The organism is Marinicrinis sediminis, assembly GCF_042685085.1.
Lineage (GTDB): Bacteria > Bacillota > Bacilli > Paenibacillales > KCTC-33676 > Marinicrinis > Marinicrinis sediminis.
Genome location: NZ_JBHUMM010000023.1, coordinates 137,526 through 162,931 on the forward strand (window position 1 = coordinate 137,526; position 25,406 = coordinate 162,931).

The 25,406-nt window shown below is 46.3% G+C and carries 18 protein-coding genes; 3 read left to right on the forward strand and 15 right to left on the reverse strand.

Annotation, left to right across the window (positions count from 1 at the left end):
• Positions 1–69: 69 nt before the first annotated feature.
• The 3 genes from ACFSUC_RS10475 to ltrA all read left to right on the forward strand — a co-directional run bounded on the left by ACFSUC_RS10475 (position 70) and on the right by ltrA (position 3,341).
• Positions 70–453, forward strand: a complete 384-nt coding sequence (locus tag ACFSUC_RS10475) for an IS3 family transposase (protein WP_379929625.1) — start codon at positions 70–72, stop codon at positions 451–453.
• 709 nt (positions 454–1,162) lie between these two features.
• Positions 1,163–1,759, forward strand: a complete 597-nt coding sequence (locus tag ACFSUC_RS10480) for a reverse transcriptase domain-containing protein (RefSeq protein ID WP_379929514.1) — start codon at positions 1,163–1,165, stop codon at positions 1,757–1,759.
• Between the two features lie 334 nt (positions 1,760–2,093).
• Positions 2,094–3,341, forward strand: a complete 1,248-nt coding sequence (gene ltrA, locus ACFSUC_RS10485) for a group II intron reverse transcriptase/maturase (RefSeq protein WP_379929515.1) — start codon at positions 2,094–2,096, stop codon at positions 3,339–3,341.
• Positions 3,342–4,880: 1,539 nt separating this feature from the next.
• Here the strand turns inward: ltrA and ACFSUC_RS10490 are convergent.
• The 15 genes from ACFSUC_RS10490 to mreB form a co-directional block, all read right to left on the reverse strand.
• A complete protein-coding gene (locus ACFSUC_RS10490) occupies positions 4,881–7,412 on the reverse strand; it encodes a hypothetical protein (RefSeq protein WP_379929517.1) in 2,532 nt (843 codons plus the stop codon).
• Between the two features lie 234 nt (positions 7,413–7,646).
• A complete protein-coding gene (locus ACFSUC_RS10495; RefSeq protein ID WP_379929519.1) occupies positions 7,647–10,478 on the reverse strand; it encodes an S-layer homology domain-containing protein in 2,832 nt (943 codons plus the stop codon).
• Positions 10,479–10,962: 484 nt separating this feature from the next.
• Positions 10,963–12,075 (reverse strand): hypothetical protein, encoded by a 1,113-nt coding sequence (locus tag ACFSUC_RS10500; RefSeq protein ID WP_379929521.1) that lies wholly within the window; start codon positions 12,073–12,075, stop codon positions 10,963–10,965.
• A complete protein-coding gene (locus ACFSUC_RS10505; protein WP_379929522.1) occupies positions 12,050–13,456 on the reverse strand; it encodes an MBOAT family O-acyltransferase in 1,407 nt (468 codons plus the stop codon). Before ACFSUC_RS10505 ends, ACFSUC_RS10500 begins: the two co-directional genes overlap by 26 nt.
• 87 nt (positions 13,457–13,543) lie before the next feature.
• On the reverse strand, positions 13,544–14,653 hold the full coding sequence (locus tag ACFSUC_RS10510) for a glycosyltransferase family 4 protein (protein ID WP_379929524.1): 1,110 nt from the start codon (positions 14,651–14,653) through the stop codon (positions 13,544–13,546).
• A gap of 178 nt (positions 14,654–14,831) precedes the next feature.
• On the reverse strand, positions 14,832–15,581 hold the full coding sequence (locus ACFSUC_RS10515) for a WecB/TagA/CpsF family glycosyltransferase (RefSeq protein WP_379929526.1): 750 nt from the start codon (positions 15,579–15,581) through the stop codon (positions 14,832–14,834).
• A gap of 13 nt (positions 15,582–15,594) precedes the next feature.
• Positions 15,595–16,755, reverse strand: coding sequence for a polysaccharide pyruvyl transferase CsaB (gene csaB, locus ACFSUC_RS10520; protein WP_379929527.1), 1,161 nt, complete (start codon positions 16,753–16,755; stop codon positions 15,595–15,597).
• A complete protein-coding gene (locus ACFSUC_RS10525) occupies positions 16,728–18,773 on the reverse strand; it encodes a DUF5693 family protein (RefSeq protein ID WP_379929626.1) in 2,046 nt (681 codons plus the stop codon). Before ACFSUC_RS10525 ends, csaB begins: the two co-directional genes overlap by 28 nt.
• Before the next feature lie 177 nt (positions 18,774–18,950).
• Complete coding sequence (locus ACFSUC_RS10530) at positions 18,951–20,672, reverse strand: phospho-sugar mutase (RefSeq protein WP_379929528.1); 1,722 nt, start codon at positions 20,670–20,672, stop codon at positions 18,951–18,953.
• 126 nt (positions 20,673–20,798) lie between these two features.
• Positions 20,799–21,230, reverse strand: a complete 432-nt coding sequence (gene fabZ / locus ACFSUC_RS10535) for a 3-hydroxyacyl-ACP dehydratase FabZ (protein WP_379929529.1) — start codon at positions 21,228–21,230, stop codon at positions 20,799–20,801.
• 293 nt (positions 21,231–21,523) lie between these two features.
• A complete protein-coding gene (locus ACFSUC_RS10540) occupies positions 21,524–22,051 on the reverse strand; it encodes a CDP-alcohol phosphatidyltransferase family protein (protein ID WP_379929530.1) in 528 nt (175 codons plus the stop codon).
• Between the two features lie 124 nt (positions 22,052–22,175).
• Positions 22,176–22,517: a DNA-directed RNA polymerase subunit beta gene (locus ACFSUC_RS10545; RefSeq protein ID WP_379929531.1), complete on the reverse strand. Its 342-nt coding sequence runs from the start codon at positions 22,515–22,517 to the stop codon at positions 22,176–22,178.
• Between the two features lie 23 nt (positions 22,518–22,540).
• Positions 22,541–23,419 carry a flagellar hook-basal body protein gene (locus tag ACFSUC_RS10550; RefSeq protein ID WP_379929532.1) on the reverse strand — a complete coding sequence of 293 codons (879 nt, stop codon included), beginning with the start codon at positions 23,417–23,419 and terminating at the stop codon, positions 22,541–22,543.
• A 30-nt stretch (positions 23,420–23,449) separates the two neighbouring features.
• Complete coding sequence (locus ACFSUC_RS10555) at positions 23,450–24,364, reverse strand: flagellar hook-basal body protein (protein WP_379929533.1); 915 nt, start codon at positions 24,362–24,364, stop codon at positions 23,450–23,452.
• Between the two features lie 12 nt (positions 24,365–24,376).
• On the reverse strand, positions 24,377–25,372 hold the full coding sequence (gene mreB, locus ACFSUC_RS10560; RefSeq protein WP_379929534.1) for a rod shape-determining protein: 996 nt from the start codon (positions 25,370–25,372) through the stop codon (positions 24,377–24,379).
• Positions 25,373–25,406 lie beyond the last annotated feature (34 nt).

Here is a 25,406-nt window from a genome sequence, read left to right on the forward strand (position 1 = left end):
CCCAACCTGCCTATCACGATACAAGCAGATCTACTCAGCCTCAATCGTAGCAGCTTGTACTACAAACCGGTGCCTCCCTCCCCGGAGGAAATCCGCCTCAAACACCGGATTGATGAAATATATACACAGCATACGTTCATGGGTTATCGAACGATTGTAACCATTATGAATCGTGAGGGGGATGTCATTCATAACAATACGGTAAGGATCTACATGCGGGAAATGGGCATCATGGCTGTATATCCCGGTCGAAATCTGCAGCACCGAATATATCCCTATTTACTCAGAGGCTTGAAGATCACCGAACCCAATCAGGTCGGTCTGGAGTGTAGATATTACCTACAGTACGCCCATCTAACAAGTTCCCTCAGTGGAATAAAGTTACTTGAACATGTTTGTAATAAATGTAGTTTTTATACAGACATGTCCTTTCCCTGCTGCGATGGGGAGTGAGCCGAAGCGGCGGTGACTTGCCGACACTGGCAAGGTGACGTAGTCCGTGGGAAACGGGACTTGCGGCGAAGCGATTACGCCAAGATGAGTCTTTAGACTGAGCATGGGAAGGTTGAGGAACACGAACCTATTAAACCGCATCTGAGGGTTGAAATGTCACCCCTGCCTACATCGCTTAACAGGCAGTACACGGACTTAATTTCCGTTAGCCGCATTGACTGAATTCACAAATGTCGGTTAAACATCTAGGTTAATTGACAGGGATTCATGAGGAGTGCACCGCTAGATCGTGATGTCCGCGACGACTTGCAGAAAGCAAGGATAAAGACTGCGATAGGCAGCCTAACCCTTGTGTGAAGTCCAGCATGTGAATTTGGGAAAGTCTGCATGGATGCCAAGGGAGTGAGTTCCCCGATGCTATGCAGGATGACGGAGCCTCCGTAGTAGTCCGAGATCGGGAAAGCCGGTTACATGGCGAAGGGAGGCAGTTTAAGTGGTTTGCTCGGCCTATTAACTGACCCTAGTGAGGTGAAGACCTTTGATAATCAGTGAAATGCAAAGCAAACTGGCGACATGGGCAACAGAAAACAAAGAACGTAAGTTCGACCGACTCCTAAGACTTATTGCAAACAAGACTTGGCTCAACGAAGCGGCTAGCATTGCTCTGGCCTCAAGTGGTGCCCGAACACCTGGTGTAGATGGCATCAAGATGAACAGGATGGAAGAAATGCTTGATCTTGAACTAGACAATCTACTGCATGAATTGCTGACGGGAACGTACTGTCCGCGACCTGCGCGGCGCGTATATATCCCAAATGCTAACGGCAAACTTAGGCCGTTTGGCATTCCTTGTCTTCGAGATCGTATCGTGCAACGTGCGATGGTCATGGTTATGCAACCGATCTGGGAGAGCGACTTTCACCCTCAATCCTACGGATTCAGGCCTGCGCGAAGCGTCCATCATGCCATTCGAACGATCAAGATGCAACTACAGGATGGAAATGATCGTACAGATGCAACTGCAGGTCGATGGGTCATAGAAGGCGATTTGGCCAGCTACTTGGATACCGTTCATCATCGGTTGCTGATGAAGGCAGTCCGTAAACGCATCTCCGATCATCGCTTCCTTGCATTACTATGGAAAATCCTAAAGACAGGGTGTGTAGATCGCGGATTATTCCGAGCCTCTAGTGAAGGAATTCCACAAGGCGGTGTCATATCACAGCTCCTATCCAATATTATGTTACACGAATTCGATCAGTGGATGGAAGCGAGGAGTGTTACGGAGACGAACACAAGTCAGTGACTGACAAAATGTCGAAAGCGTAGGGACGTCATCAAAACCAGAAGGGAGTCGTTGGTCTAGGATAAGTCTGGAGGAAACCTGCCTACTGTCCAGATGGTGACCGGCATGAAGGCCGCGTGAACGTAGCACAGGCTTTTGTACGGAACGTGGGAACCTACGACTCTGATGCTAATGGAAAAATCCAAGTGGAAACCCCGTAAGGATGAAAGTACAGATGCAGAGTATAGGGCGGGATAGCCCGTAGTAGCAATGAACCCACTGAAAAGGTGGCGGAGCCAAGGGGCTGTGTTATCCAGTTCTGAAAATGAGTCAACCGCGAAAGTGGGAGGAACAAATGGACAAAGCAAAGTCGTATGAAATCTCAAAGCACAAAGTATGGGAAGCATATGAGCTCGTCAAAGCCAATAAAGGTTCGGTAGGTGCCGATGAGGAATCGATCCAAAAGTTTGAAACCAATCTGAAGAAAAACCTCTATAAAATTTGGAACCGTATGTCCTCGGGAAGTTACTTTCCTCCGCCAATCAAAGCGGTAGAAATACCGAAAAAGAATGGCGGCGTAAGGATATTGGGAGTGCCGACCGTTTCGGATCGCATTACGCAAATGACAGCTAAACTGTATTTTGAACCGATGGTGGAGCCGATTTTCCATCCAGACTCCTATGGGTACAGACCGGGAAAATCCGCTATTGATGCCATACGAGTCACAAGAACCCGATGCTGGCGATACAACTGGGTGTTGGAGTTTGACATCAAGGGTTTATTCGACAACATCGATCATGAGCTACTTATGAAAGCAGTAAAGAAGCATACGGACTGTGTGTGGGTTATTCTCTACATCGAAAGATGGTTGAAAACTCCGTTTCAAATGAAGAATGGAGACATCATAGAAAGAAACTCCGACACACCGCAAGGCGGAGTCATCAGTCCGGTGCTTGCCAATCTGCTCATGCATTACACGTTTGATAAGTGGATGGGTATTGAACATCCAAGGAATCCGTGGGCAAGATATGAAGATGATGCAGTCATTCACTGCCGGACGAAAGAAGAAGCTGAACAACTGCTAGAGAAGCTCAAAGAGAGGTTCGCTCAATGCAAACTTGAACTGCATCCGGAGAAAACCCGAATTGTCTATTGTAAGGATGATGACCGTAAAGGGGATTATCCCGAGATCAAGTTTGACTTCTTGGGATACACCTTTCGACTAAGAAGGTCGAAGAACAGGCATGGCAAGTTCTTCATCAACTTTACACCGGCAGTAAGCAACAAGGCGTGTAAAGCGATGAGGCAAACGATAAGGGGTTGGCGCATGCATATGAAACCCGATATCACGATACACGATTTGTCGAGGATGTTCAATGCATCGATAAGAGGATGGCTCAACTATTACAGACACTTCTACAAGTCACAATTGTACCCTGTATTTCGTCATATGAACATGGCGCTTGCCCACTGGGCTAGAAGGAAGTACAAGAAACTGGCGAGACACAAGACGAGGGCGATACATTGGCATGGCCGATTAGCACAGAATCTTCCTGAACTATTTGCGCACTGGCAGTTAGGTGTACTGCCTGCGGCTGGATAATGGGAGCCGGATGAGCCGAGAGGTTCAAGTCCGGTTCTGAGAGAGCCTGAGGGTGCGATTCCCTCGGGCTACTTACCTAGTGGTGGTGGTCAAAGGAACTAAGGCACACGCTGACGAAGTGCGAGAAGCATGTCGTTCATTTCTAGAAGATCGGCTGAAAGTCAATCTGAATATGGATAAACACTTATTACGCACGTGAATGACGGATTTTTTTTCCTTGGTCACTGAATTATTCGCAAGCGTGGAGCCAAAGGACGAATGCGACCTGTATCTTCTATTCCTTGGGATAAATACCGCCGTTTCACAGAGAAATTAGTCAAGCAACTGTCAGGGAATTTCGGTATAAACACCATGGATTTGGTCGAAAGCCTGAACCGACAACTTGCGGGATGAGCAAACTTCTTTCTATACACAGACCATACCGCGACGATATACAGTAAAGTAGATCGCTCGGCTTTCTGGAAACTCTGCTATTGGCATGCACGAAAGTACAAGCGCGGATTCCGATCATTGATGAGAGAATATGTCCGATCCCCAGAGAAAGCAAGGCTAAAATCTGGGTAATGCAAGGTTGAAACAGCCTAGGATTCTATGGAGAACTACCGCTGAGAAGTCTAATAACTAGCCGTAAAAGCTGGTTCACATGGCGCACTCCTGCGGAGAACCCATACATCCTGCGTTCAGAGAAACATCGTACAATTGAATCCTATTATGACGTAGTCTCCTCTGCATTGAGCAACACTTAAATGGAGAGCCGGATGCGCTGAGAGGTGCAAGTCCGGTTCGGGAAAGAAAGATGGGGAAATAGTCCGACTACGCCCCATCTCTTATTCACTTCGCATGAAGCGCGGTTGGATGAATCTATAAGCCGTCATGGACTGGTTTTGCCGTTACATCATCGTTTGGCAGCTAGATCAAAGCCTGGAGATCGGATTCGTCATGGAGACGATGAAACGGGCATTTAGCAAGGGACAGCCCGCAAGAAACAAGACGAGGCGTAGAGAAGTATATTAACTTGCACAATCATTATTTGCCTCATCAATCGCTCAATGAGAATACGCCATTTGATGTGTATAACCGTCGAGTAGCATTATCCCCAAGTGAATAAGCTCCCGCGCCTCCGCTTGGACTGCGTCCTCCATGAGAGGACATCAATAAGATGCACTATAATCCATTAATCCCATCTAATCTGATCATTGATGTTACACAATCTGTACCTACTCAAATAACATTGTACCTTTTTTCACATCTTAGCTTTATTAAAAAACTGTCTTGACATCTTGTAGCACCATAACTATATAACATCCTGCTGGACATGAAGAACCTGGAGAAACGATCCATTAACCTAACCAAACTCGCTGCTTATATAAAGACTAATGATGATGAGATGCTTCATCTAATCGGATTTACAGTTGCCAATTGCAGTTGCTAATGTAAAAACACCTACAAAGATACTCCCAAATCTTACGAGATGGTGTTAGTATCTTGAAGGTGTTTTGAGTTGTCTCCTGCTATGTAGTCAGTCCTAACCTTAGTACTCTACAGCCAATCTACTGTACGCTCTCCAATTAACCGCTTATAGCCATTCAATTCAATGTGAACTCTAAATTTAAATTGACTACTCGAATCCATTTTAGAATACAGATCTGCAACGTCTAATACTAATGTTTCCTTCATTAAACCAAATTCCATGTCTTCATGAATATTATAGGACTTCGAATATTCTGCCGCTCCTTGTTTGAATTCAACCGTAATTTTACTTTCTTCTGGAAGAACCTGATAGTATTCAAAGCTCTTCCACTCCATATTGAAGCTAATCGTCTTTCCAGGAAGGTCACCTTTAATGTTATACACGCTCAATGTATTAGGAAAAACATCCATATTTACCATGATGTTACTAGCGACTTTACCGCTTATCGGAATCAGCATTGCGCTTGCATTTAAATACGTTCCTTTATCATCAAGCTTTTCACCTATAATAATCGCCGTATTTGAGGTTGTCAGACCATCCGGAACAACTGTCCACATTCCAAGAAGCACTTTGCTAAGGGGATTTACCTTTTCCTCTACCTTACTAACTTGCATAGGGAAGTATAATTCATCGTTGGTCATTAACTGTGCTGCAAGCGTCGGAATATTAGATTGTCTGCGTTCTAAATTCTCCACCTCAACTAATGCATAGATAAGTTTGCTATTTCCTTTAGTCAAAGTATTAACTGTCTTCACCGTTACATTTGCTCGGCTTCCGATATTATCAATTTTTAATGTATCTCCAAATTCAATCGAGTCAAATTGTGTGACAACCGTAGAGGATTTGAAGTTTTGTATAAGTGCCTCCGTCTCCTCAAGTTTTTCGTTAAGTGTCACCATGATCTCATTAGCATTGTAGGTATACGGTATTTTGGTATACAGAGATACTTTTACGTTTTGTCCCGGTTCAATTCCAACAATACTGTCATGTTGTACAAGCACCGTTTGATCATGATTGACACTCACCTGATTTAATTTGAAGGATCCTGTAAGCTGTGGGATAGGCAAGTACTGAACATCTTTATTCTCTATTGTGAAGCTTGCATGTACTATGTCTTCATCGGCAAGCGGCAAACGCTCTACTTCAGCTAAAGTAACTCCATATACACCGTTTTGATTCGTGTATTCATACTCTATGCCAGCTGCAATTGATTCGGTTGTCACTCTATTTGACACCATTGTTTTGAATTTCGCTACGGTATAGTTCTCACTTTGGTTTTCGTTTACCGTTTGAATGAGAATTTGGACATTCTCTGTCTTCACTTCATTCGGTAGCTCTGTCTTGAGTATCAGCCTCTGAGTAACTAGAGGAGATACCGAGGTAATATCTGCTTCTGCTTCAAGCACATACATTAAGCCAGTATCAGACTTCAAAATATATTTATATTGTGGAAACTTTAAATTTTGCTGACCAATGTTCTTAACATCGAGGCCAACCTCAACCTGATCCAGCTTATCTGTCATTATTCGTCGTGTTACACCAGAAACCCAAGCTTCCATTTTACCGTTATCCATACTTATAACTTTCTTGTCAGAAATAGGATCCTGTATTTCCTTCTTTAACTCGATCTGCATCGTAGTCAACGGCAGTTCTACCTCACCATCTTTCCGTGTAATCACCAACCTTGATTGTGCATGATGAATATTAGGTGGAGTTGAACCCGTCAAAATGAAGTTTTCCGTCATCATTGGCTGCAGACTCATATTCATTTCTCTATCTGGTGTTAAGTCATACAATAATCCTGCTGTTGTCTGTATGTAGAATTTCATTTCAGGTAGCACAACACTGCTTTTTCCATTATTCTTGGCACTAAGCTTAATTTGAACCGCATTTTTGGACTCCAGGCTAATAATTTCGCTGCTTGTTACCTTAACATCAAATTTTCGGCTTTGATTAACAATTGTAACAGCTTGTTTTAACGGCATAACAGTTGCATATTTATTAGGGATCGCCACACTTCCCAACACACGCTCATAATTGGCCATTGAGAAATCCCACTTGATAAACTGAACTTTTAAATTTTTTATATTTACAGAAGAATCAGTGTAAGCATAAAAAGTAAATACTTGACTTGATTTAGGGTTTATTACATTCTTGTTTTTGTCAGATTCGATTAGTGAAACCGGATAATTCACACCATCCATTGATTTTAATTTCACCCAATAATCAATAAAGTTAATTTCCTGGTTAGAGAAGTTCTGAATTTCTGCATTGAAGCTGACGATTTGTTTGTTTTCTGCTTGAAAAGCTAACATATTTGTAAAGATAACTTTAGCTTTCTGATTATTGAATAAAATTGATCCTAATTTTAGTGTGTCTGAAGCCGAATAAGCCTGCTGTGCGACACTAAATGATCCAAGTAAAGTGGTTGCTAATAATATAAGCACAATTGTAATACTACTAATCTTATTCAATAGTCTATAATTGCCTTGTTTTATTCTATGCTTTCTAGAAACTCCTGTGTTAACATACTCTCTAATCATTAAATGTGCCTCAAACCTCTCCAACTGATTTTCTTTGTTTCGCATTTCCTCTTTCATCTACGACTCTCCTTTTTATTCACTTATATGTAATAGACGCTTAAGTCATCTATTATGTTTCTGCTTATTTAAATCTTTATTAGTTGAGAGTAAGTTGGCTAGATGAAACTTCTATTATTCACCTATAAGTTTTCTAGTCAATCTATAGGATTAACAACTATCTATACTATTTATATTATTAAAGCACAAAAAATCCCCGGTACCAACCGGGGATTTTTTACTACTTGATTTTAATTATACTGATGGGTTAACTTTTACAGTTACTTCCATTTGTTTGTCGCCAGCAACAACTGTTACCTTATACTCTTTACCAGCTTCAAAATTATAAGTTCCTGTAACTTTAGTCAACACATTAGTCTCTTTATTAGTTACAAATACAGCTGCATTGTTTACTACATCGCTGTAGTTTTCAACACCAAACTGATCTTTAATGATGAAGGACAATGAGTTGTCTGTATCAAAGAAGTCAGCAAAGCTGTAAGATGCATTTGCATTGATAGCAATCTCAGTCTTGTCATCTTTCGACTTCAACTCAACTGCTTTTGGAGCATCTTTAGATACTTTTACTGTTACTTGCTTGTTCAACAGATTTCCAGTTGGAGTCTTAATACGAACATTTACAACTGTTTCTTTGTTTTCATCCGTATCTTGTGCAGCTAATTTCCAATCAGATCCATCCACAGCTGCAACAACAATGCTAGTGTCGACTGGAACTACTTCTACAATTGGATCTTTGAGTGCAACTTTATTTCCGGAAGCGTCAGTACCCATTACAACCACTTTTTTAGCATACTCGTTTGAGACAATACCAGCGGCTTCGTCAGCAATAGTACCAACTTCTTCTACGGAGTAAGTCAATGCAGCATCATTTTTAACAGTCGTCAAAGTTACTTCTCTGCTATCAATTACTTGATTGCTTGCATTTTTCAGCTTCACAGTAATTTTCGAACTGCTGTTAGCTTTCAACGCAGTGAACGTAACTCCTGCATCGGCAAAAGTTGTAACATCTGTATCGTTCGGTGCAGCATACGCAGTAGCATCGGAAGTTTCAAATACTACATCATTGTCAGAAGTTTTGATTTCTTCGCCATATTGATCCGTAAACTTACCCTTAAGAGTCAAGTCTGCGTTATAAACAGCATGCGTTACGCTAGCGTCAAGTGTAAATGCAGTCGGTTTCTGAGCTTCAACCACGTTAACTGTTGTAGAAGCAGTTTTTCCTGATTTGTTAACAGTTACCGTTAATACTGCAGAACCTGTTTGACGCTCTGAGCTTATATTGACAGGTAACAACCTAACAACTGCTTTTTCACCGTCTTTCTCGACACCAGCTACAGTAAACTTGCTAGTATTTCCAGAAGACAAAGTAAATTTATTGTTAGTATAAGCCGTTACAATATCTTCTGCCTTCATGTCATTACCATATTGGTCTTTTACTTGAAGCTGAACTTTATAATCAGTTCCGCTAAAACGACCTTCAGGCAAAACTAGAGTAGGAACTTCTGCTGTAGCAGTACCGTTAACTGTAAATGTAACACTGGAGGACTCTCCAGAGCGATTTACAATTACAGTCAATTTTACTTCTTGAGGTCCTTCAAATGAAGGGAAATCAATAAGAATGTTTTTATCTGCATCTAAGGTAATATTTGTTGTAACGTCTGGAGTAAACGCTGTGCTGTTTGAAGAGATAAAAGTCAATTTACTCAAATCAGTAACTTTAATGTCATTACCAAATTGATCTTTAGCAGTGTAAGGAAGTTTATAATCATTCACACCAGCTTCAAGAGCAGTTTTTCCGTCTTTCAGTTCCGGAGCTTGAATCGTTACATCCTCAACTACTTTTTGATCTTTTACTTGAACAGTTTTACGAGCACTGTTTCCGTTTACTTTATCCACAATAGATACTGTAATTTCTTCTTTAGCTTCTGGCAGATCGGAGATTTCTAAAACTCCATTCGCTTTACCGCTTGAATCGCCAACTTCAATCGCTCCTGAGCTAGTAGTCGCAACAAGATCGGATTTGTTAATAGAAGATGTAATATCTTCGCCATACTGGTTTACAAGCTTATAGGCAACTTCAGCATCTACAACTCCACCAGCTGGAAGTGTAGTCTTGTATGCTACATCTTCCAAATTAACTGCGTCGATTCTTTCTGGTGCTACAGTGAAGGTTTTAGTAGTGTCTTCAACGTTCGCCACTCCTGAAACTGTCACAGTATATTCACCAGCATCCAGGTTAATGCTGCGGCTTAGAGTCAATACGTTTTTCGCTTCATTCCATTCGGATTTAAGCGCTACAGTATTGTCGCCCTTTTTAACTGTTGCTTTCACATTAGCAGTATCCACAGCTTCAGTGAAACTCACTTCAAACTTCTTAGCTCCTGCAAGAGTAATCGCTACAGCTTGCTCTGGATTCTGAACTTCGTTTACTACATAGGAAGAAGATACAAGCTCAGAACGAAGAGCTGGTTGTGTGTAGTCATCAGAAGAATCGATAATGCCAGCTTTGATTGCAGCTGCAACATAGCCTTTTGCCCAATCAGAAACTTTACCTGTTACTTCAGCATCAGCGTCTACTTCAAGACCAAGAATGTCAACCAATACTCTTGCCATTTCCTCTGTCTTTACGTTGTCACTTGGAAGGAATTTGCCGTTGCCGTAACCTTGCATGAAACCAGCAGCATTAGCAGCTTCGATTTCCTCGTAGTACCAAGCGTCAGCGCTTACGTCTGTGAAAGAATTTGTAGAAGGCTCAGCGTCTACATCAAGACCTTTCAAAAGACCACCTACGCGAGCGAACTCAGCGCGAGTCATTTGAGCGTCAAGATCTGCATCACCGTTCGCTCTACCTGCGAAGATACCTTGTGCTTTCAGTGCTTCAAACTTTTCCATTGCAGTCATTTCGCTTGCTGCGCTAGCGGAACCAGCGAATGCGGAAGCTACTAGGGATGCTGCAAGTACCAGAGATAAACTTTTTTTCATAACCTTTCTTTCTCCTCCTCGTATATCTTTCGGTTTGTGAGAGTCTTTCTTAGATAAATCAATTGGATAGCTCGGTTCTCTCATTGTCGAGTCACCCCCTTTCCAGAGTTGAGCACCATATATATTGTAAAAGAAGTCTGCAACAGCGTGACCGTTACAGAAACTAGTTAACTAGATTCATAGACCGATGAACACCACTATAACATTATACAATGGCACTTATTCATCGTAAAGAGTTTATTGAAAACTTTTCCTAACCCTCTTTGTTTTCATTCACATCTTATTAAACGCGCCGGTTTCGAAAAAGTTGCGGAGGTTCCAAAAAAGTTTTTAGTTACCGATTAAAAGATTCTTTTTCTTACCCCAGATATCTGCCAGAAACCCGTTTCCAAGTCCTAACACGGTTACCCCTTGGCAACACCTCAGTCTCTTTCTTTTCCCGACTACGATTCCTAGTATACACGTTGCCTTAGATTTCGTCATTGTTAAAGATTTTCCAAGCCTGTCGCAATCTACCCAATCAATCCCTGTTGACAATAGCAAATGGAGTCTCATTTCTTGTACAACCTTATTGTTCCTCCAGCCAACGTTCGGCCACATAAGAACTGACGACTTTCGCACCTTCCGGGTTCACATGATTCACATCGCGAAAATGATTTGGGTATGTGAGCAGTTCCTGGGGTAGTACCACACTGACCGCTCCTGTGAGCTTCGCAGTTTCCGCTACGTGAGATTGGAAAGCTTGCTGCTCATCCGCATAGTGCACAGCCGTATACGTTTCGAAGGCCTCACTTCTTGGCAAACGGATGACCACCACCTCCAGGTCTCGCTCAGACATGGCTGCCAGCATCTCCCCGAACTTATCGGTTCGGATTCCCTCGATCTCATAATTTTCAAACCAGCGCTGTGCGACTTTCTTTGCATACGCTGGCTCACGATATTCCTTTGGAGACCAGGTGACGGGTGGCAGCCCGCCTTCATACACGGGAGCCGCTTCACGCAAATCCCCGCTCTCATACTTCTCCAGCATCTTCTTCCAGATGCTGCGCATATCATAGGACTTCAACATCCAACCGAGCAAGAGATCGCCATAATTTTGCGTATTCATGACATCCAGACGATCCTGGAGGCCTGCGAAAAATTTAAACTTGATATCCGAAGCCGCTTCCAGGTTGTTGAATTGATGCTCATTTACTACGATTAAAACTTTTTTCAAGCCGGGCATCGACGCTTCATAGTGATGGTACAGCTTGGCCATATCATAGGCAGAACCCCCGCTGATGCTGAAGTTGAAAATTTCTTCTTCGTTCATACCAGCCGCATCCGCCAGTAAATCCGGACGTAATGCATCCAATCCGAGCGAATCTCCAAAAATAGCCACTTCAATGTTTGGTGCATGCGTCGCTTCAAAAGAAGCTTCCAGCTCTGCCAACTGTCCGATAAAGCCTGGCGATTTCCCGTAGAAAGCCAGATTGCGGAACAAAGTCAGCTCCAGCAGAACGAGCAGCACCAATACACCGACTATTCCCAATAGACTGCGCAGCCTCCATCTTCGCAAGGCCCGTCCCTGGCTTGAAGCAACGGTTTGTCTAACCACGCCATCATCAGGCCCATCCTCATGATAAGTGTGTCTGTTCTCTTCATCATGCGACTTGCTAGAATTGGAAGTAAATGAATTCATACGTTTCTCCCCTCTGCAAGTAAAATAACAGCAACAGCAAGGCCGTATATACCGCACTGCGGATAGGGAATGGAGCAAAATGCCACCACTTCGAAGCGAGCTTTTCATGATGGCGCACCCCATATTCCACCACATGCAGCACAGACAGCGCTGCAACACCGATCATAAATGGATGCTGAACTAACGCCACTGGGTTCACCTGGAGCATCAGTCTCGTCATCTCCATGGCCTGACCAAAGCTCTCCGCCCGGAAGAACACCCATGTCCACATGATGATGTGGAAAAAGACAAACACGGCTGCGATCCGGTACACGCCGTTTAACCGCATCTTTTGGACACCGTGCCATCTGTTGAGCTTCAATGACCAGCGATGGACAATGAGCAACACCCCGTGCAAGCCACCCCATAAAACAAAGGTCCACATGGCACCATGCCACAATCCTGAGATCAGCATGGCAGCCAGCAAATTCAATTGAACGCGAACCGGTCCCTTTCGATTGCCGCCGAGTCCAATATATATATAGTCACGAATCCAGCGAGACAACGAAATATGCCACCTGCGCCAGAACTCAGACGGATTTGCACTTATATAAGGGCTGTCAAAGTTAAGGATAAGGCGAATGCCCATCATCCACGCCAGTCCCAAAGCCATGTCACTGTAGGCAGAGAAATCAAAATAAATTTGAAAGCCAAATCCGTATGCAGCCAGCCACGCTTCAACAGCAGTCATCGTTTCTTTCGCAAATAACGGATTCACATAACTGGCCAGTGGATCAGCCAAAGCAATTTTTTTGAGCAGGCCAACCATAAACAGACCCATCCCGTATTTCATGTCGGCAAAACGGATGCGTTTATCCTTCAGACCTTCCAATTGAGGCACCAACTCATCTCCCCGCATAATCGGCCCTGCAATGAGCTGAGGGAAGAACGATATGTATATCCAGAAACGAATAAGCGAACGGGTCGGGATGAGCTGTCCTCTTCTCACATCGATTAAATAGGAGAGAAACTGGAACGTATAAAAGGAGATGCCGACTGGCAGGACAACAGAAGTCGCCCACGCATCATACACCCACACTGACACACCGGTAAGCTGCTCCCACGTATCAAATAACAGAAGCGTATACTTAAACAGAACCAGATTGCCCACGTTCAGCACAATGCCGACCCAAAACCAGCCTTTCCAGCGCTTCATGCCATGTACACAAACGAAAGTCAGTATCGTCATACTCACGAATACCACCAGCATGCCAAGCCCCGAGGCCGCATAAAACAGCAAATTGCCAATTACCAAGAGCGGCAGGCGAATCGACCGGAACGCATAATAAAGCAAGAGAAGCACCGCAAAAAAAACAATGAAATTAGGGGAATGAAAGACCATCTGCGTCCTCCTTGAAAAAAACCTCACGCTCAATGAAAGCGTGAGGCCGATCTTCATCTTCTATTTGTTCTTCATGCTTTTCATTTGCTATTTCATTAAGCGAGTACCGATAAACTGACTTGTTTTAATACCCGCTTTTCTGAGCAAATTCAGTATCGGCTTTCGCGTTTTGCTGAAAATGCCAATCGCTTCTGCGCCAATATGAAGCGCCAGTATCAAGATGGGAAGTGCGATCAAGGAAATCCACAACGCCAGTTGACTTAATACAATCGCGGACAAGCCGAAGAAGATGGCAATGCCATAAATCAGCAATACGGTCGAACGATGGCTGAAGCCTAACTGCAACAGGCAGTGATGGAGATGGCTTTTATCTGCTACCGAGATCGGTGTACGATTTAAAATCCGACGAATAATGGCAAAGAACGTATCCGAGAGCGGCACACCAAGCACGAGAAGCGGTACGACGAAAGATACCAAAGTCGCTTGCTTGAAACCGAGAATGGACAGGGTCGCCAAGCTGAATCCAAGAAATAGCGATCCGGAATCACCCATAAAAATCTTGGCCGGGTGGAAATTGAAGAGAAGGAAGCCCAGAATACTGCCCAGCAGCAATGCGCAAAGGACAATCACCGTCACATTGCCCATCATCACAGCCATGACCAGCGTTGTCGCTGTCGCAATAGCGGACACCCCCGCAGCCAAACCATCCAGCCCGTCAATCAGGTTGATGGCATTGGTCACACCGACAATCCAGAAAATCGTAAGTGGAATACTCAGCCATTCACCCAAATTTTGAGAAGATGCAAATGGAATATTGACAAAATCCACCTTGAGATCAAATCCGAATACCACAATCAGCGCAGCAGCGAGCTGGCCGAGCAGCTTCACTTTCGGTGACAGCTCCATTTTGTCATCCAGCGCACCCACAACTACAATAATGAAACCTCCAAGCAGGACCGCCCAGGCGGCATTCGCCTTATAGCCATCCAAGGCTGGTATCATCATCAGAAACGAGGCAGCAAAAGCAAGATAAATCGCCACACCGCCAAGCCGAGGCATAATTCGGGTGTGCACTTTCCGGTGATTCGGAGCATCGACTGCACCGACCCATACTGCGAACCTTTTTACAAAAGGCGTTAAAATGAGCGATACCGCAAAAGCAGCCGCAAAGCCTAACACATATAATAAAACATTCATTTCTCATCCACCTCTAAATTTTCTCCGGTTTGAACAGGAATGGTTCCATCTCATCTGTACCTGATCGTTTATCTGTCATTTATACCTGACAAAATCAGATTATACGCTCCTTGAGACAGAAACTCCACATTCATTTTGAGGGTTTTTGGCGGTTTTCAATCGATTTTCATGCAAATACTCACTGCTTTTTCATGTTCTCTTTCTCGCGGATGACTTTCACAGCAAATTTCGGTAAAACAAGCATGCGCTTATACCGCTTTGGCTCCTGCAGCAACCGGTACAACCATTCCAGCCTCAGTCGCTGAAAAGGCTTTGGTGCCCGCTTCAGCTTGCCGGCAATCACATCAAAGCTTCCGCCTACTCCCATCATAACGGGCACAGCGAGCCTTGACTTGTACTTGGCGATCCAGGGTTCCTGATTGGCTGCCGCTCTGGCCACAAACAACAGATCAGGTTTAGCCGATTGAATTTGCTCAATGACCGCTTCATCCTGCTCATCTTTAAAATAACCATCTCGTACCCCTGCAAAACGCACGTTAGGATATTTTTCTTTCAGCTTTCGCTCTGTCTCCATCACAATCTCAGGTGCAGCGCCAAGCAAGAATACGCTCCACCCCTTATCGTTCCCAACCTGCATCAATTCATGGAGTAAATCAAATCCAGCGACCCGTTCCGCGACAGGCTGTCCAATTTTTTGCGAAGCCCATACTGCGCCTGCGCCGTCTGGCACCACCAGATCAGCCTGTTGCATAATTCTTAAAAACGCCGGCTTTTCCACCGCTTCCATAATCATGATCGGGTTGGCTGTAATGATCTGATGCGGATCTCGTTTCTGCACAGCCTCCGTTAAATAAGCGACCGTTTGCTCCATACCCCATTTGCAAAAGGGGACGTCAAATATGCGTACCTGTGGCAACTCACTTCTCATGTTATCATAACCCTCACTTCATTAGACGAAAAAAATGGTAAATTTGTTTCGCTGGCTGTCGAGATTTTTCCCTTAACTCTTCCAGCACAGGTTTCCTCTTATGCTTCCAATCGCCTTGAGACCTGAGCAGATCAGCACTGTTCCCCGCAAATTGACCTGCATCAAATGCATCGGTACGAGCAAAGGGTGCCATGTCAATTTGTGAAAGGAAATGGCCGATTTTCGGGTCATAGGAGATGCCTGCCATTGGGACATGTTGGGAAGCCGCATAGATGAGTGCATGAAGCCGCATACCGATGACCAACTGACAAGCCGCCACCTGCCTGACCATCTCCTCAGGGTGTTCGGAACCATGGAACATCTCGACTTCCCTGGCCTTCACATCTTGTGCCTGACATATCCGGTAATAGGCATCCCGCACGTATTCAGACGCCCGTTCATCTGAAGGAAGATGAAAAGGCAGAAAGCGATACTGCAAAGGCTGGGGCACCCGCTTCTGAAGCTCGAACATGCTCTGTGCCAGCTGCTCCAGTTCCGATCGGTCCTCATTCCAGTACCGCACGGAAATCCCAATCGTGTAACTCCCGCTATCAGCCTTCAAGGAACGATCGTCGATATTCTCCTCCGTAACGACTTGCTCCTTCATCAGCGGCATGCCCATCACCGGATCAGGTACGATCTCGATATCTCGACGCACCCCGAATTGTTCAAGCAACTGCGCAGAGGCCGGATCACGCACAGAGATATAATCTGCCTTATTAAACGCGTTTCGAATCTGCTTTTGAAATAAAGGCCGTCCAACCGGACCAATTCCTTGCGAGTAAATGAATACAGGCTTTTTCAGCCATTTCGCCAACCGCATGATCATCAGATAATAAGGAATCGTCTTCCAGCCCGTCACATCCTGTAGCAGGCTGCCTCCCCCGCTGATCAGTCCGTCAGATTGCTTCATCGCCTTCCACAGGGCTTTCGGATTCATTCGCGGAATTGCCTCCACCCCATATAAACGAGTCGTTTCCGCTGGATCATTGGACAGAACGACCGGAATGACGCGCAGGCTGTCGCTTTCCTGCTCCTTCAGCGCATAGAGGATTGAGTGAAGAACTGCCTCGTCCCCGCTATTTTGAAAGCCGTAATAGCCAGAAATCAGGACTCGCCTAGTTTGAGCTTCCATTGCTTCCACCCTTTCACCACAATCAGCTCCCATGCGAGAATCAACAATAGACTCACGAGCGCTCCAAGCAACATGCCATACCCGACTCGAATGGCCGAGATATGAAGAGGTGTATGCAAATGCGTGAATGTATTGACCATCGATAGCTGGCCAATGACCGCAAATACGAACAAATACAGCCCGCTGCGATATTTCATGACCATATAGGCCGCAAAGATAAACAACGGATGTGCAATGAGAAATTCCTGAGTACGCGGACGCACTTGCAAGGTATTCTCCAGGAACGTACGGAACTGCATTTCAAACGGCAAAGTCTGGCCTGCATTGCCTGCACGAGACAGGTAATACAAGATCACCACGCCCAACAAGCCGGCAGCCACGACATAGATCACTTTGATATTGGCAAACAGAATACGCTTGAGCTGGGTCATCGTCTGTGCCGTCCCTCGCTGATGAGCGAAGCCTACATAATACACACCGACAATCGCGATGGGGGCCAGCTTCAGCAAGCTGACACCGCGGAACAAATCAATCCGCAACCAGTAGGTCATACCGCTAAGCAATCCGGCCATATAAAAGAATGCCGTACCCGTCAACATGCAGGCAATTAAGAACTTGATGAACGCTTGCACGTAAATAGAGGCCGAGGAGCGGTTTCCGCTGCTTTGTCCGTGATGCTCACGATTCATTTGTAACGAACGCATGATCAGAATGACACTTAACGAAGGAGCGGCAATACCCACACCGAGTGCCATCGCCTGTAACAACAGTTTGGACGACAAAACGTACAAGCCTGCTGTACCCACCAAACCAATCATAAACACAGGCAAAGCGAGCACGGAGAAAAAGCTTCCTGCCAGCAGACTGATGAGCGCAATGCCTCCAATGAGCAGGATCAACTTCAGCGGCTTGTCCCACTTGGAAGACTGTCCTTCAAATGGCTCAGCCTGTCCGAGCTCGAATCCGGCTGACTCCAGTCGTTTTACTGCGCCATGTTCCCCGGAAAGGGCAGTTTGAAGGTTTTCCAACGTATTTTTATAAGTGGCATTGTCGATATCTCTGGATACATCGGCATTCAAATAGATCATTCGAATATTCCGATCTTCCACTGCAAGTACGATACGGTCTGCCAATCTTTTCGCTGACTGGCTTGTTTCTCTCTCCATAATGGAATGAAGGCGCACAACCTCATAATCGGTCAAATAAGCCAGCTTCTCTGTCCCTTTTTGACCTGGCTTCGAGGGGTCGGTCTCAATCAGGCCAAATCCAACCCCGTACTGTGCCATAAAGGTGGCCAACGAAGTGAGCGTACCTTGCTCAGCTTCCCCCTGATAACCGGTTACCGCATCGCCACCAAACACAATCCAGTCGATCTCATAGCGAGCCAGTTTCTGCACCAACTGCTCCAATTGGGCCGTGTCCAGCATACGATCATCACTCAGACGCATCACAATCTCAAACCCGGCAGACTGAAGGTCTGATACGAGTTGAAAGTCCGGTGCCATCGGTACGATTCGCGCAGATTCCAGTGTTTCCTCAATGATGAGTCCCGGTGTGCCATTCGGCCACTCCCAGGGACGGGTATCAATGCCCCGGTTCCCGAAAGCTTCCTCGATCACAGGCAACAGCCTCTCGTAGCTGGCTTCATCCTTGAACAGGACGTACGTAGACTGTGTCGCTTCAATGCGTGGGTCTCCGAACATATCGGTTACCTGTTCCTGACTGTAGACCTTTAACAGATGCTGATTCTGGAAATCGGTCAACGAGTTTTCATACAGTGCGAGGGTGGTGACACCGGATTGCTTCAGTTCCACCAGCTTGTCCGCAATGAATGGCTCAGGATTCGATTCAAATTTGGCAATGGTAAGCAGATCGGTATAGTCAAAGACGATCTCTACCCCTTTGGATGACTGTTCAACATTTAACCGATTCGCAATCAGCGGCAGCGAGGCGATCATCCCCAGGATGACCAGCCCCCATAACAATCGCTGTACAGGCTTGTTCCACTTTTGAAGCATTGACACGATTTCCACTCCTATCATTCCCTATTGATACCGATGGACGCGCATGGTGAAGGCTCATTCATGCAAAACCTCTTCGAAGACACGACCCTGAGGACGGCCTTCAAAGAGGTTGCATCATCACTTTGTCCTAATAGACGACAAGTGCTTTCATATAGTTGAGCGGATTGGGCATTATGTGCTTGTTGAAGTCATATCCGTGACACGCTTCATCACATAATCTTCGAGCACCTGCATCGTTTTTGCACTGTCCGCTTCTGAATCTCGACATACAGAAAAATAAATTTTGATTTTTGGCTCCGTACCGGATGGACGCAGGCAGAACCAGGAACCATCGGCGCACTTGAACTTGAGCACATTCTCACGCGGAAGACCATGAAGACCCTGCGCATAATCTTCGACCTGTGCCACTTGCAGAGGACCGATTTCAGCAGGCTGCTGCTGGCGCCAGTCGTCCATAATCTGCTGAATCAGCTCCATCCCGCTCTTTCCTTTCAGCGTGATGGATTGCAGCTTCTCCTTATAATACCCATGCTGCGCATACAATTCGTTCAATACATCGACCAAGCTTTTCCCCTGTGCCTTATAGTAGGCAGCGGCCTCTGCGATGAGCATCGATGCAATAATTGCATCCTTGTCACGCGCGTATGTCCCGGCCAAATATCCGTAGCTTTCCTCATATCCAAACAGGAAGAAGTATGATCCATCCTGTTCAAACTGTGTCATTTTCTCGCCAATGTATTTAAATCCGGTCAAAGTGTCCATCGTCTCAACCTGGTAATGCTTCGCAATGCTGGCACCCAGTTCACTGGTTACGATCGTTTTAATCAGCATGCCGTTCTCAGGCAACGTGCCGCGCTCCTTCATGCGACTGAGCAAATATTCTGCCATGATTGCACCGGATTGATTGCCACTTAGAATTTGATAAGCACCGGACTGATCTTTGACTACAGCACCCATCCGATCTGCATCCGGGTCCGTCCCAATAATCAGATCGGCATCGTACTCCTGAGCATCACGCAGTGCAATCGCAAAGGCGTCCCGTTCTTCCGGGTTTGGAGACTTGACCGTGGAGAAATCCGCATCCGGATCGGCTTGCTCCGCAACAGAATGTACCTGTTTGCAGCCAATGGCCTTCAAGATAGGTGGCACAAGCGTACTCCCTGTCCCATGAAGAGCGGTAAACACCACCTTGAGATCTTCGAGTGCAGCGCGATCCTGATCGGTCATCAAACTGACTGACGTAACCGCCTCTATGTATTTCTCATCCATCTCCTCGCCAATCCAGTGCAACGATCCCTGTTCCTCGGCCGCTTCCCTGGACAGCTTCTGGATAGAAGAAAATGCTGCAATCTGCTGAATCTCTGCAATGACCGCTTTTGCTTCATCCACAACAAGCTGACCACCATGCTGATTGTACACTTTATAGCCATTGTATTCAGGTGGATTGTGACTGGCTGTAATGACAATGCCAGCCTGAGCCTTCAGTTCCCGCACGGCGAACGAAAGCTGTGGAGTTGGTCGAAGTGCTTCAAATACATACGCTTTGATGCCCCCGGCGGCCAAAACTAACGCAGCCTCCAGTGCAAACTCCGGCGACTGATGTCTGGAATCATATGCGATCGCAACTTTCGGCGTCTCGACATGAGCGAATTGCTTGTTCAGATAGTGGGTCAAGCCCTGGGTTGCTTTTCCAACTGTATATTTGTTCATACGGTTCGTCCCGGCTCCAATAATTCCGCGCAGGCCGCCCGTTCCGAACTCAAGTTCCTTAAAAAAACGATCTTCAATTTCTTTCTCATTGCCTTCGATACGGCGAAGCTCCGTTTTGGTTTCTTCATCAATCGCAGGGTCATTCATCCACTGTTGATATTGATCCACAACCGTCATGGACATACTCACTTCACTCCCTCTATATATTTAAAGCCCGAGGCTTCTGAGCTCACGGCTTTAGAGCTCATACCTTCTGAGCCCGCGGCATGAGAGCTCCCTGCACCCTTGCAGGGCATTCCCGATCCGCTGCTACGTTCGATCATAGAGCGCAAACATAAGCTCTCCTTCTGCCACTACTTTATCTTCGACTTTAGCCACGGCTTTTCCTTTGCCTACCGGACCTTTCACCCGCGTCATTTCCACTTCCAGTCTCAGCGTGTCCCCAGGGACGACCTGTTGACGGAAACGGGCCCCATCAATGCCTGCAAACAAGGCGAGCTTGCCTTTATTTTGCTCCATGCTCAAAATGGCAACCCCACCAACCTGAGCCAGCGCTTCTACGATCAATACACCGGGCATCACCGGATGTCCAGGAAAATGACCTTCGAAAAACGGTTCGTTGATCGTTACATTTTTAAGACCGACTGCCCGCTTGCCAGGATCCACCTCTACAATGCGGTCTACAAGTAAAAAAGGATAGCGATGGGGCAAAATCTCCTGAATTTGCTGTGCATTTAGCATACTTGCTCATCTCCTTCGTTTTTTTAACAGAATTTAATTTGGATTTTATACGAATGACTGAACGGACAAGGGAAGCTATGTTACAGATCCTTGCAGGCTGTCGCATAATTTCACAACAGGACTGTTACACTATACCTGTCCCCCTCATGACCTGCAGTAGTGAGGGTTGATATAAGAGAGCATATTTATAGGGCGATCTGGCATCACGCATAGATGTGCAAGTCATTGCAAGATCTGTACAGGGTACTCCCTATAAATATGCTCCTTAGCTTATTTTAAGCCAGCTTGCTCCGTCATGGGCTGTGCTTCTCTGTTTGAGTACGATTCATCTGCTGTACCTGGTTCCAATACCGATATGAGGCGAAAAAGGACAGTCCAATGGCTGCCCAGAGCACGATTACGCCCCATAGGGGCTGAATCAGAATGAGCACAATTGCCGTATACAGCAACACCGTCGTTGCCTTCCCAAGCTGATTGGCAGCAGCCATCCGCTTGCCCTGAACATGCAGCAATAGTGATCCGACAATCATCCCGGCATCTCGAATGAAAAAAGCAGCTGCTGCCTGCCATGGAATGAACTCACCCATGAACAGGGTAAATACGATCGCCAGCATCATACACTTGTCTGCCAGCGGGTCCAGCATGCTGCCCACATATGTAATCAAACCATACTTTCTGGCCACGTAGCCATCAGCCATATCAGTCAGGACCGACAGCGCGATCGTCATGATCGCCAGCCAGTAGGCTTCGAAAAAAAACAACCCGATATATACCGGAATCAACAGAAAGCGGACGAGAGTCAATAAATTAGCTGCATTCATGGCATTTCTCTCCCGGGTAAGCTTCATTTTCTTCTAACATTATACATGTCCCTAAAATAAAAGAAAACTCCCGCGACATCCATGATGTACACGCAGGAGTTTGGTTTCACCTTCATGCTTGCTGTCAATCGGCAAAAATTAGATCGAAAACATGCTTCCATGTACTCATCTTCCATACATCTCCCGCATCGCCAGCTCCGATCACCACGTAGCCGACATACAGCCCCGCCATCAAAGCAATCAAGCACAAAGTCGGGACAAGCAGCCGCTTTCCCCATTTGATGCCCGGATGCACCCTCTTCCGCTGTTTCTGAGTGCCATCACTCTTCTTGTCTGCTTTTTGCTTTCCCTGTACTTTCTGTTCTCCCTGATTTTCCTGTCTTCCCTGCTTATCTTGCATTTCTTGCTTTTCATGGGCGGTAGACTTCTGTTCAGGCTTTACCGTTTTTTGTTCTTGTTCAACCATGACTTCAACTTCCTTTTTCAACCTTACGCACGTAAGTTGTTTGCTAAGTTCATCAATGTATCGGACGAGGACAAAGCTCTCGCATTTAACTGATAAGCTCGCTGTACAGAAACCAGCTCCGTCATCTCCCGGGTCAAGTCTACATTAGATTGCTCCATAAAGCCCTGGTGAATACGAAGTCCCTGCTGATTCATCCATTCAGACTGGGGGAGATTCAATAATGCAGCTTCCGTTATGACCCCGGCCATGGGCCCATTCGTCTCTGGATCTTCAGGCAGCACATACAGATTGTCACCCGAGGCAATCAGACGCTCCGGCTTCTCCACCTTCACCATCTTCAGCTGACCCACCTGAACAGGCGGTTGACCGGATGCATCATCGTACGCTTCAATTCGACCACTGTCGTCGATGACGATTCTTCGGTCAGCGGGCAATACGATCGGGTTGCCGTCTATGCCAACGACAAAGTGTCCATTCCCGTCGGTTAACGCTAGACCCTGATTCGTATCGGTGATTTGCAGATTGCCGCCTCTGACGAAGCCTCTCGTATCTTGCCGATTGCCATCAGCATCAAAGCCCACCACCTGCACTTCCAGCATGCCCGGCCCTTCAATCGCGAGATCAAAAGGCTGATCCGTCTGTTGCAGTGTTCCCTGGCTAAAGTCTGTCCAGTCCACACCCAGGCGGCTTCCAGACCCCATATTCAAGCCAATTGGGGTCATTCTTCCCGCTTTCTCAAAATCATCCGTCTGACTTTGATAACGAGTGAGCAGATCATGGAAAGTAGCGTCTTTTCGCTTGTATCCAGCTGTGTTTACATTGGCAATGTTATGGGACAGCAGATCAAGCTTTCGCTGCAAAGCATGCATGGATACTTGCGCGTTAATGAGTGAACCATTCATATCGATATCCCTCCCGTAGGATGCTCGGTGTTAGACCCGTCCGATTTCACTGACTGTCTTTTCCAGGCTGCGATCATAGAACTGAATCATCTTCTGATTGGCTTCATACGCTCTAGTCGCCTCCATCATCTCGACCATCGAGCGAGCGGCATCCACGTTCGATCGCTCTGAATATCCCTGCAGCACCTGCACCTGACTCGTGTCTGCTACAAATGCAACCTCTGCATCCTCGCTGTCCAACCGGTACAGTCCATTCCCTTCCAACACCAGCTCGTTCGGATTGTTGATCTGTGCGATACCGAGCGCAAGGGGATCTCCGTTCTCATCATTGATAGCTTGTCCCGTCGCTTTGTCAACGAGCAGTCCGCCTTCAGATACCGCAACTCGATCCATCGTATAGGCGATTCCGGCTGCATCAGCACCTAACACGACCGATTCCCCATTCCGATTCAGAACAGGCGCACCACTGGCATGAACCAGCATCCCTTCATTCGTCAGTTGGAACTGGCCGTTGCGAGTATAACGCTGCGTACCATCTCCTGCTTCTATTGCAAAAAAGGCCTGTGGCTGATAAAGCGTATCTCCATCTTCCGTAACAGCTTGTCCCGAAGCATCGAAGGCATATGCCGTACCGTCCACTTCTGTCATATGCGAGACGAGAGCAAAATCAGTCGGACGTCCTGTTTGTTCCAGATCGCCCTGCATAAACTGATGCACCAGTTCTTCTGCATATACCCCATTATGAAGCGTGCCAATCGTCGAATTGGCTCGCGAAGCCGGCTCATCCCCGATCAAGTGAAGAAGCATCTCCGGAAAAGAGCGCACCATTGTGTTCTGTGCCTTGTATCCGGGCGTTTGGATATTCGAGATATTCGTGGTAATGGTGTCATGGCGTCTTTGTTGGGTAACCAAGCCGGATGCAGCGGTATACAGTCCTCTCAGCATATGCGGAACCTCCTACTTCTTTTTCGATACTTTGTCCAAATTGTCCAGCATCAGTCCAGTCCCTTTGACCACACAATGCATCGGATCTTCAGCAATTAATACCGGTACCTTGAGTTCCTCTGCCATCAGCTGATCCAGGCCATGCAGCATGGCACCTCCGCCAGTCAGAATCACACCGCGATCAATAATATCTGCCGACAGCTCAGGCGGGGTTCGTTCCAGCACACTTTTGGCCGATGAGATAATAGAGGAAATCGGGTCCCATAGAGCGTCCCGAATCTCGTTGGAATAGATCGTCACCGTTTGCGGCAGGCCGCTGACCATATCACGGCCGCGGATATCCATTTCCTCCTTGCGGTCATCCGAGTAGACGGTCGCGATTCTAATTTTGATATCCTCTGATGTCCGCTCGCCAATAAGCAGCTTGTATTTATCTTTAATATATTTCATGATCGACGTATCGAACCGGTCTCCGGCTATTTTCAGAGAGGAAGCCGTCACAATGTCCCCCATGGACAGCACGGCTACATCGGTCGTTCCGCCACCGATATCCACGACCATATTTCCGCTGGGCTGAAAAATATCCATTCCTGCTCCGATGGCAGCAGCCTTGGGCTCCTCCTCCAGGAATACTTCCTTCGCCCCGCTCCGCTCGGCAGCCTCCCGAATCGCCTTCTGCTCCACAGAAGTAATGTTGGTTGGTGCACAGATGAGAATGCGCGGACGGCTGTACCACTTCTTGCCGCCCACTTTCTGGATAAAGTGCTTCAGCATGATTTCTGTAATCTCGAAATCGGCAATGACCCCATCCTTCAGCGGTCTGATCGCTACAATATTGCCAGGTGTTCGCCCCACCATCCGGCGCGCTTCTTCCCCGACTGCAAGCACTTTCTTCGTCTCGCTCTCAATCGCCACAACGGAAGGCTCGTCCAGTACAACCCCCTTCCCCTTCACGTGGATTAGTACATTTGCCGTCCCCAAGTCGATTCCAATGTCATTTGCAAACATCCATCTTATCCTCCCTATCTATCCCTCAGCCCTT

What these genes read in the sequence shown, in the direction of transcription:
- ACFSUC_RS10480 (WP_379929514.1), top strand. Translation starts at nt 1,163, where the DNA reads ATGAACAGGATGGAAGAAATGCTTGATCTTGAACTAGACAATCTACTG.
- ltrA (WP_379929515.1), top strand. Translation starts at nt 2,094, where the DNA reads ATGGACAAAGCAAAGTCGTATGAAATCTCAAAGCACAAAGTATGGGAA.
- ACFSUC_RS10490 (WP_379929517.1), bottom strand. Translation starts at nt 7,412, where the DNA reads ATGAAAGAGGAAATGCGAAACAAAGAAAATCAGTTGGAGAGGTTTGAG.
- ACFSUC_RS10495 (WP_379929519.1), bottom strand. Translation starts at nt 10,478, where the DNA reads ATGAGAGAACCGAGCTATCCAATTGATTTATCTAAGAAAGACTCTCAC.
- ACFSUC_RS10500 (WP_379929521.1), bottom strand. Translation starts at nt 12,075, where the DNA reads ATGAATTCATTTACTTCCAATTCTAGCAAGTCGCATGATGAAGAGAAC.
- ACFSUC_RS10505 (WP_379929522.1), bottom strand. Translation starts at nt 13,456, where the DNA reads ATGGTCTTTCATTCCCCTAATTTCATTGTTTTTTTTGCGGTGCTTCTC.
- ACFSUC_RS10510 (WP_379929524.1), bottom strand. Translation starts at nt 14,653, where the DNA reads ATGAATGTTTTATTATATGTGTTAGGCTTTGCGGCTGCTTTTGCGGTA.
- ACFSUC_RS10515 (WP_379929526.1), bottom strand. Translation starts at nt 15,581, where the DNA reads ATGAGAAGTGAGTTGCCACAGGTACGCATATTTGACGTCCCCTTTTGC.
- csaB (WP_379929527.1), bottom strand. Translation starts at nt 16,755, where the DNA reads ATGGAAGCTCAAACTAGGCGAGTCCTGATTTCTGGCTATTACGGCTTT.
- ACFSUC_RS10525 (WP_379929626.1), bottom strand. Translation starts at nt 18,773, where the DNA reads ATGCTTCAAAAGTGGAACAAGCCTGTACAGCGATTGTTATGGGGGCTG.
- ACFSUC_RS10530 (WP_379929528.1), bottom strand. Translation starts at nt 20,672, where the DNA reads ATGTCCATGACGGTTGTGGATCAATATCAACAGTGGATGAATGACCCT.
- fabZ (WP_379929529.1), bottom strand. Translation starts at nt 21,230, where the DNA reads ATGCTAAATGCACAGCAAATTCAGGAGATTTTGCCCCATCGCTATCCT.
- ACFSUC_RS10540 (WP_379929530.1), bottom strand. Translation starts at nt 22,051, where the DNA reads ATGAATGCAGCTAATTTATTGACTCTCGTCCGCTTTCTGTTGATTCCG.
- ACFSUC_RS10545 (WP_379929531.1), bottom strand. Translation starts at nt 22,517, where the DNA reads ATGGTTGAACAAGAACAAAAAACGGTAAAGCCTGAACAGAAGTCTACC.
- ACFSUC_RS10550 (WP_379929532.1), bottom strand. Translation starts at nt 23,419, where the DNA reads ATGAATGGTTCACTCATTAACGCGCAAGTATCCATGCATGCTTTGCAG.
- ACFSUC_RS10555 (WP_379929533.1), bottom strand. Translation starts at nt 24,364, where the DNA reads ATGCTGAGAGGACTGTATACCGCTGCATCCGGCTTGGTTACCCAACAA.
- mreB (WP_379929534.1), bottom strand. Translation starts at nt 25,372, where the DNA reads ATGTTTGCAAATGACATTGGAATCGACTTGGGGACGGCAAATGTACTA.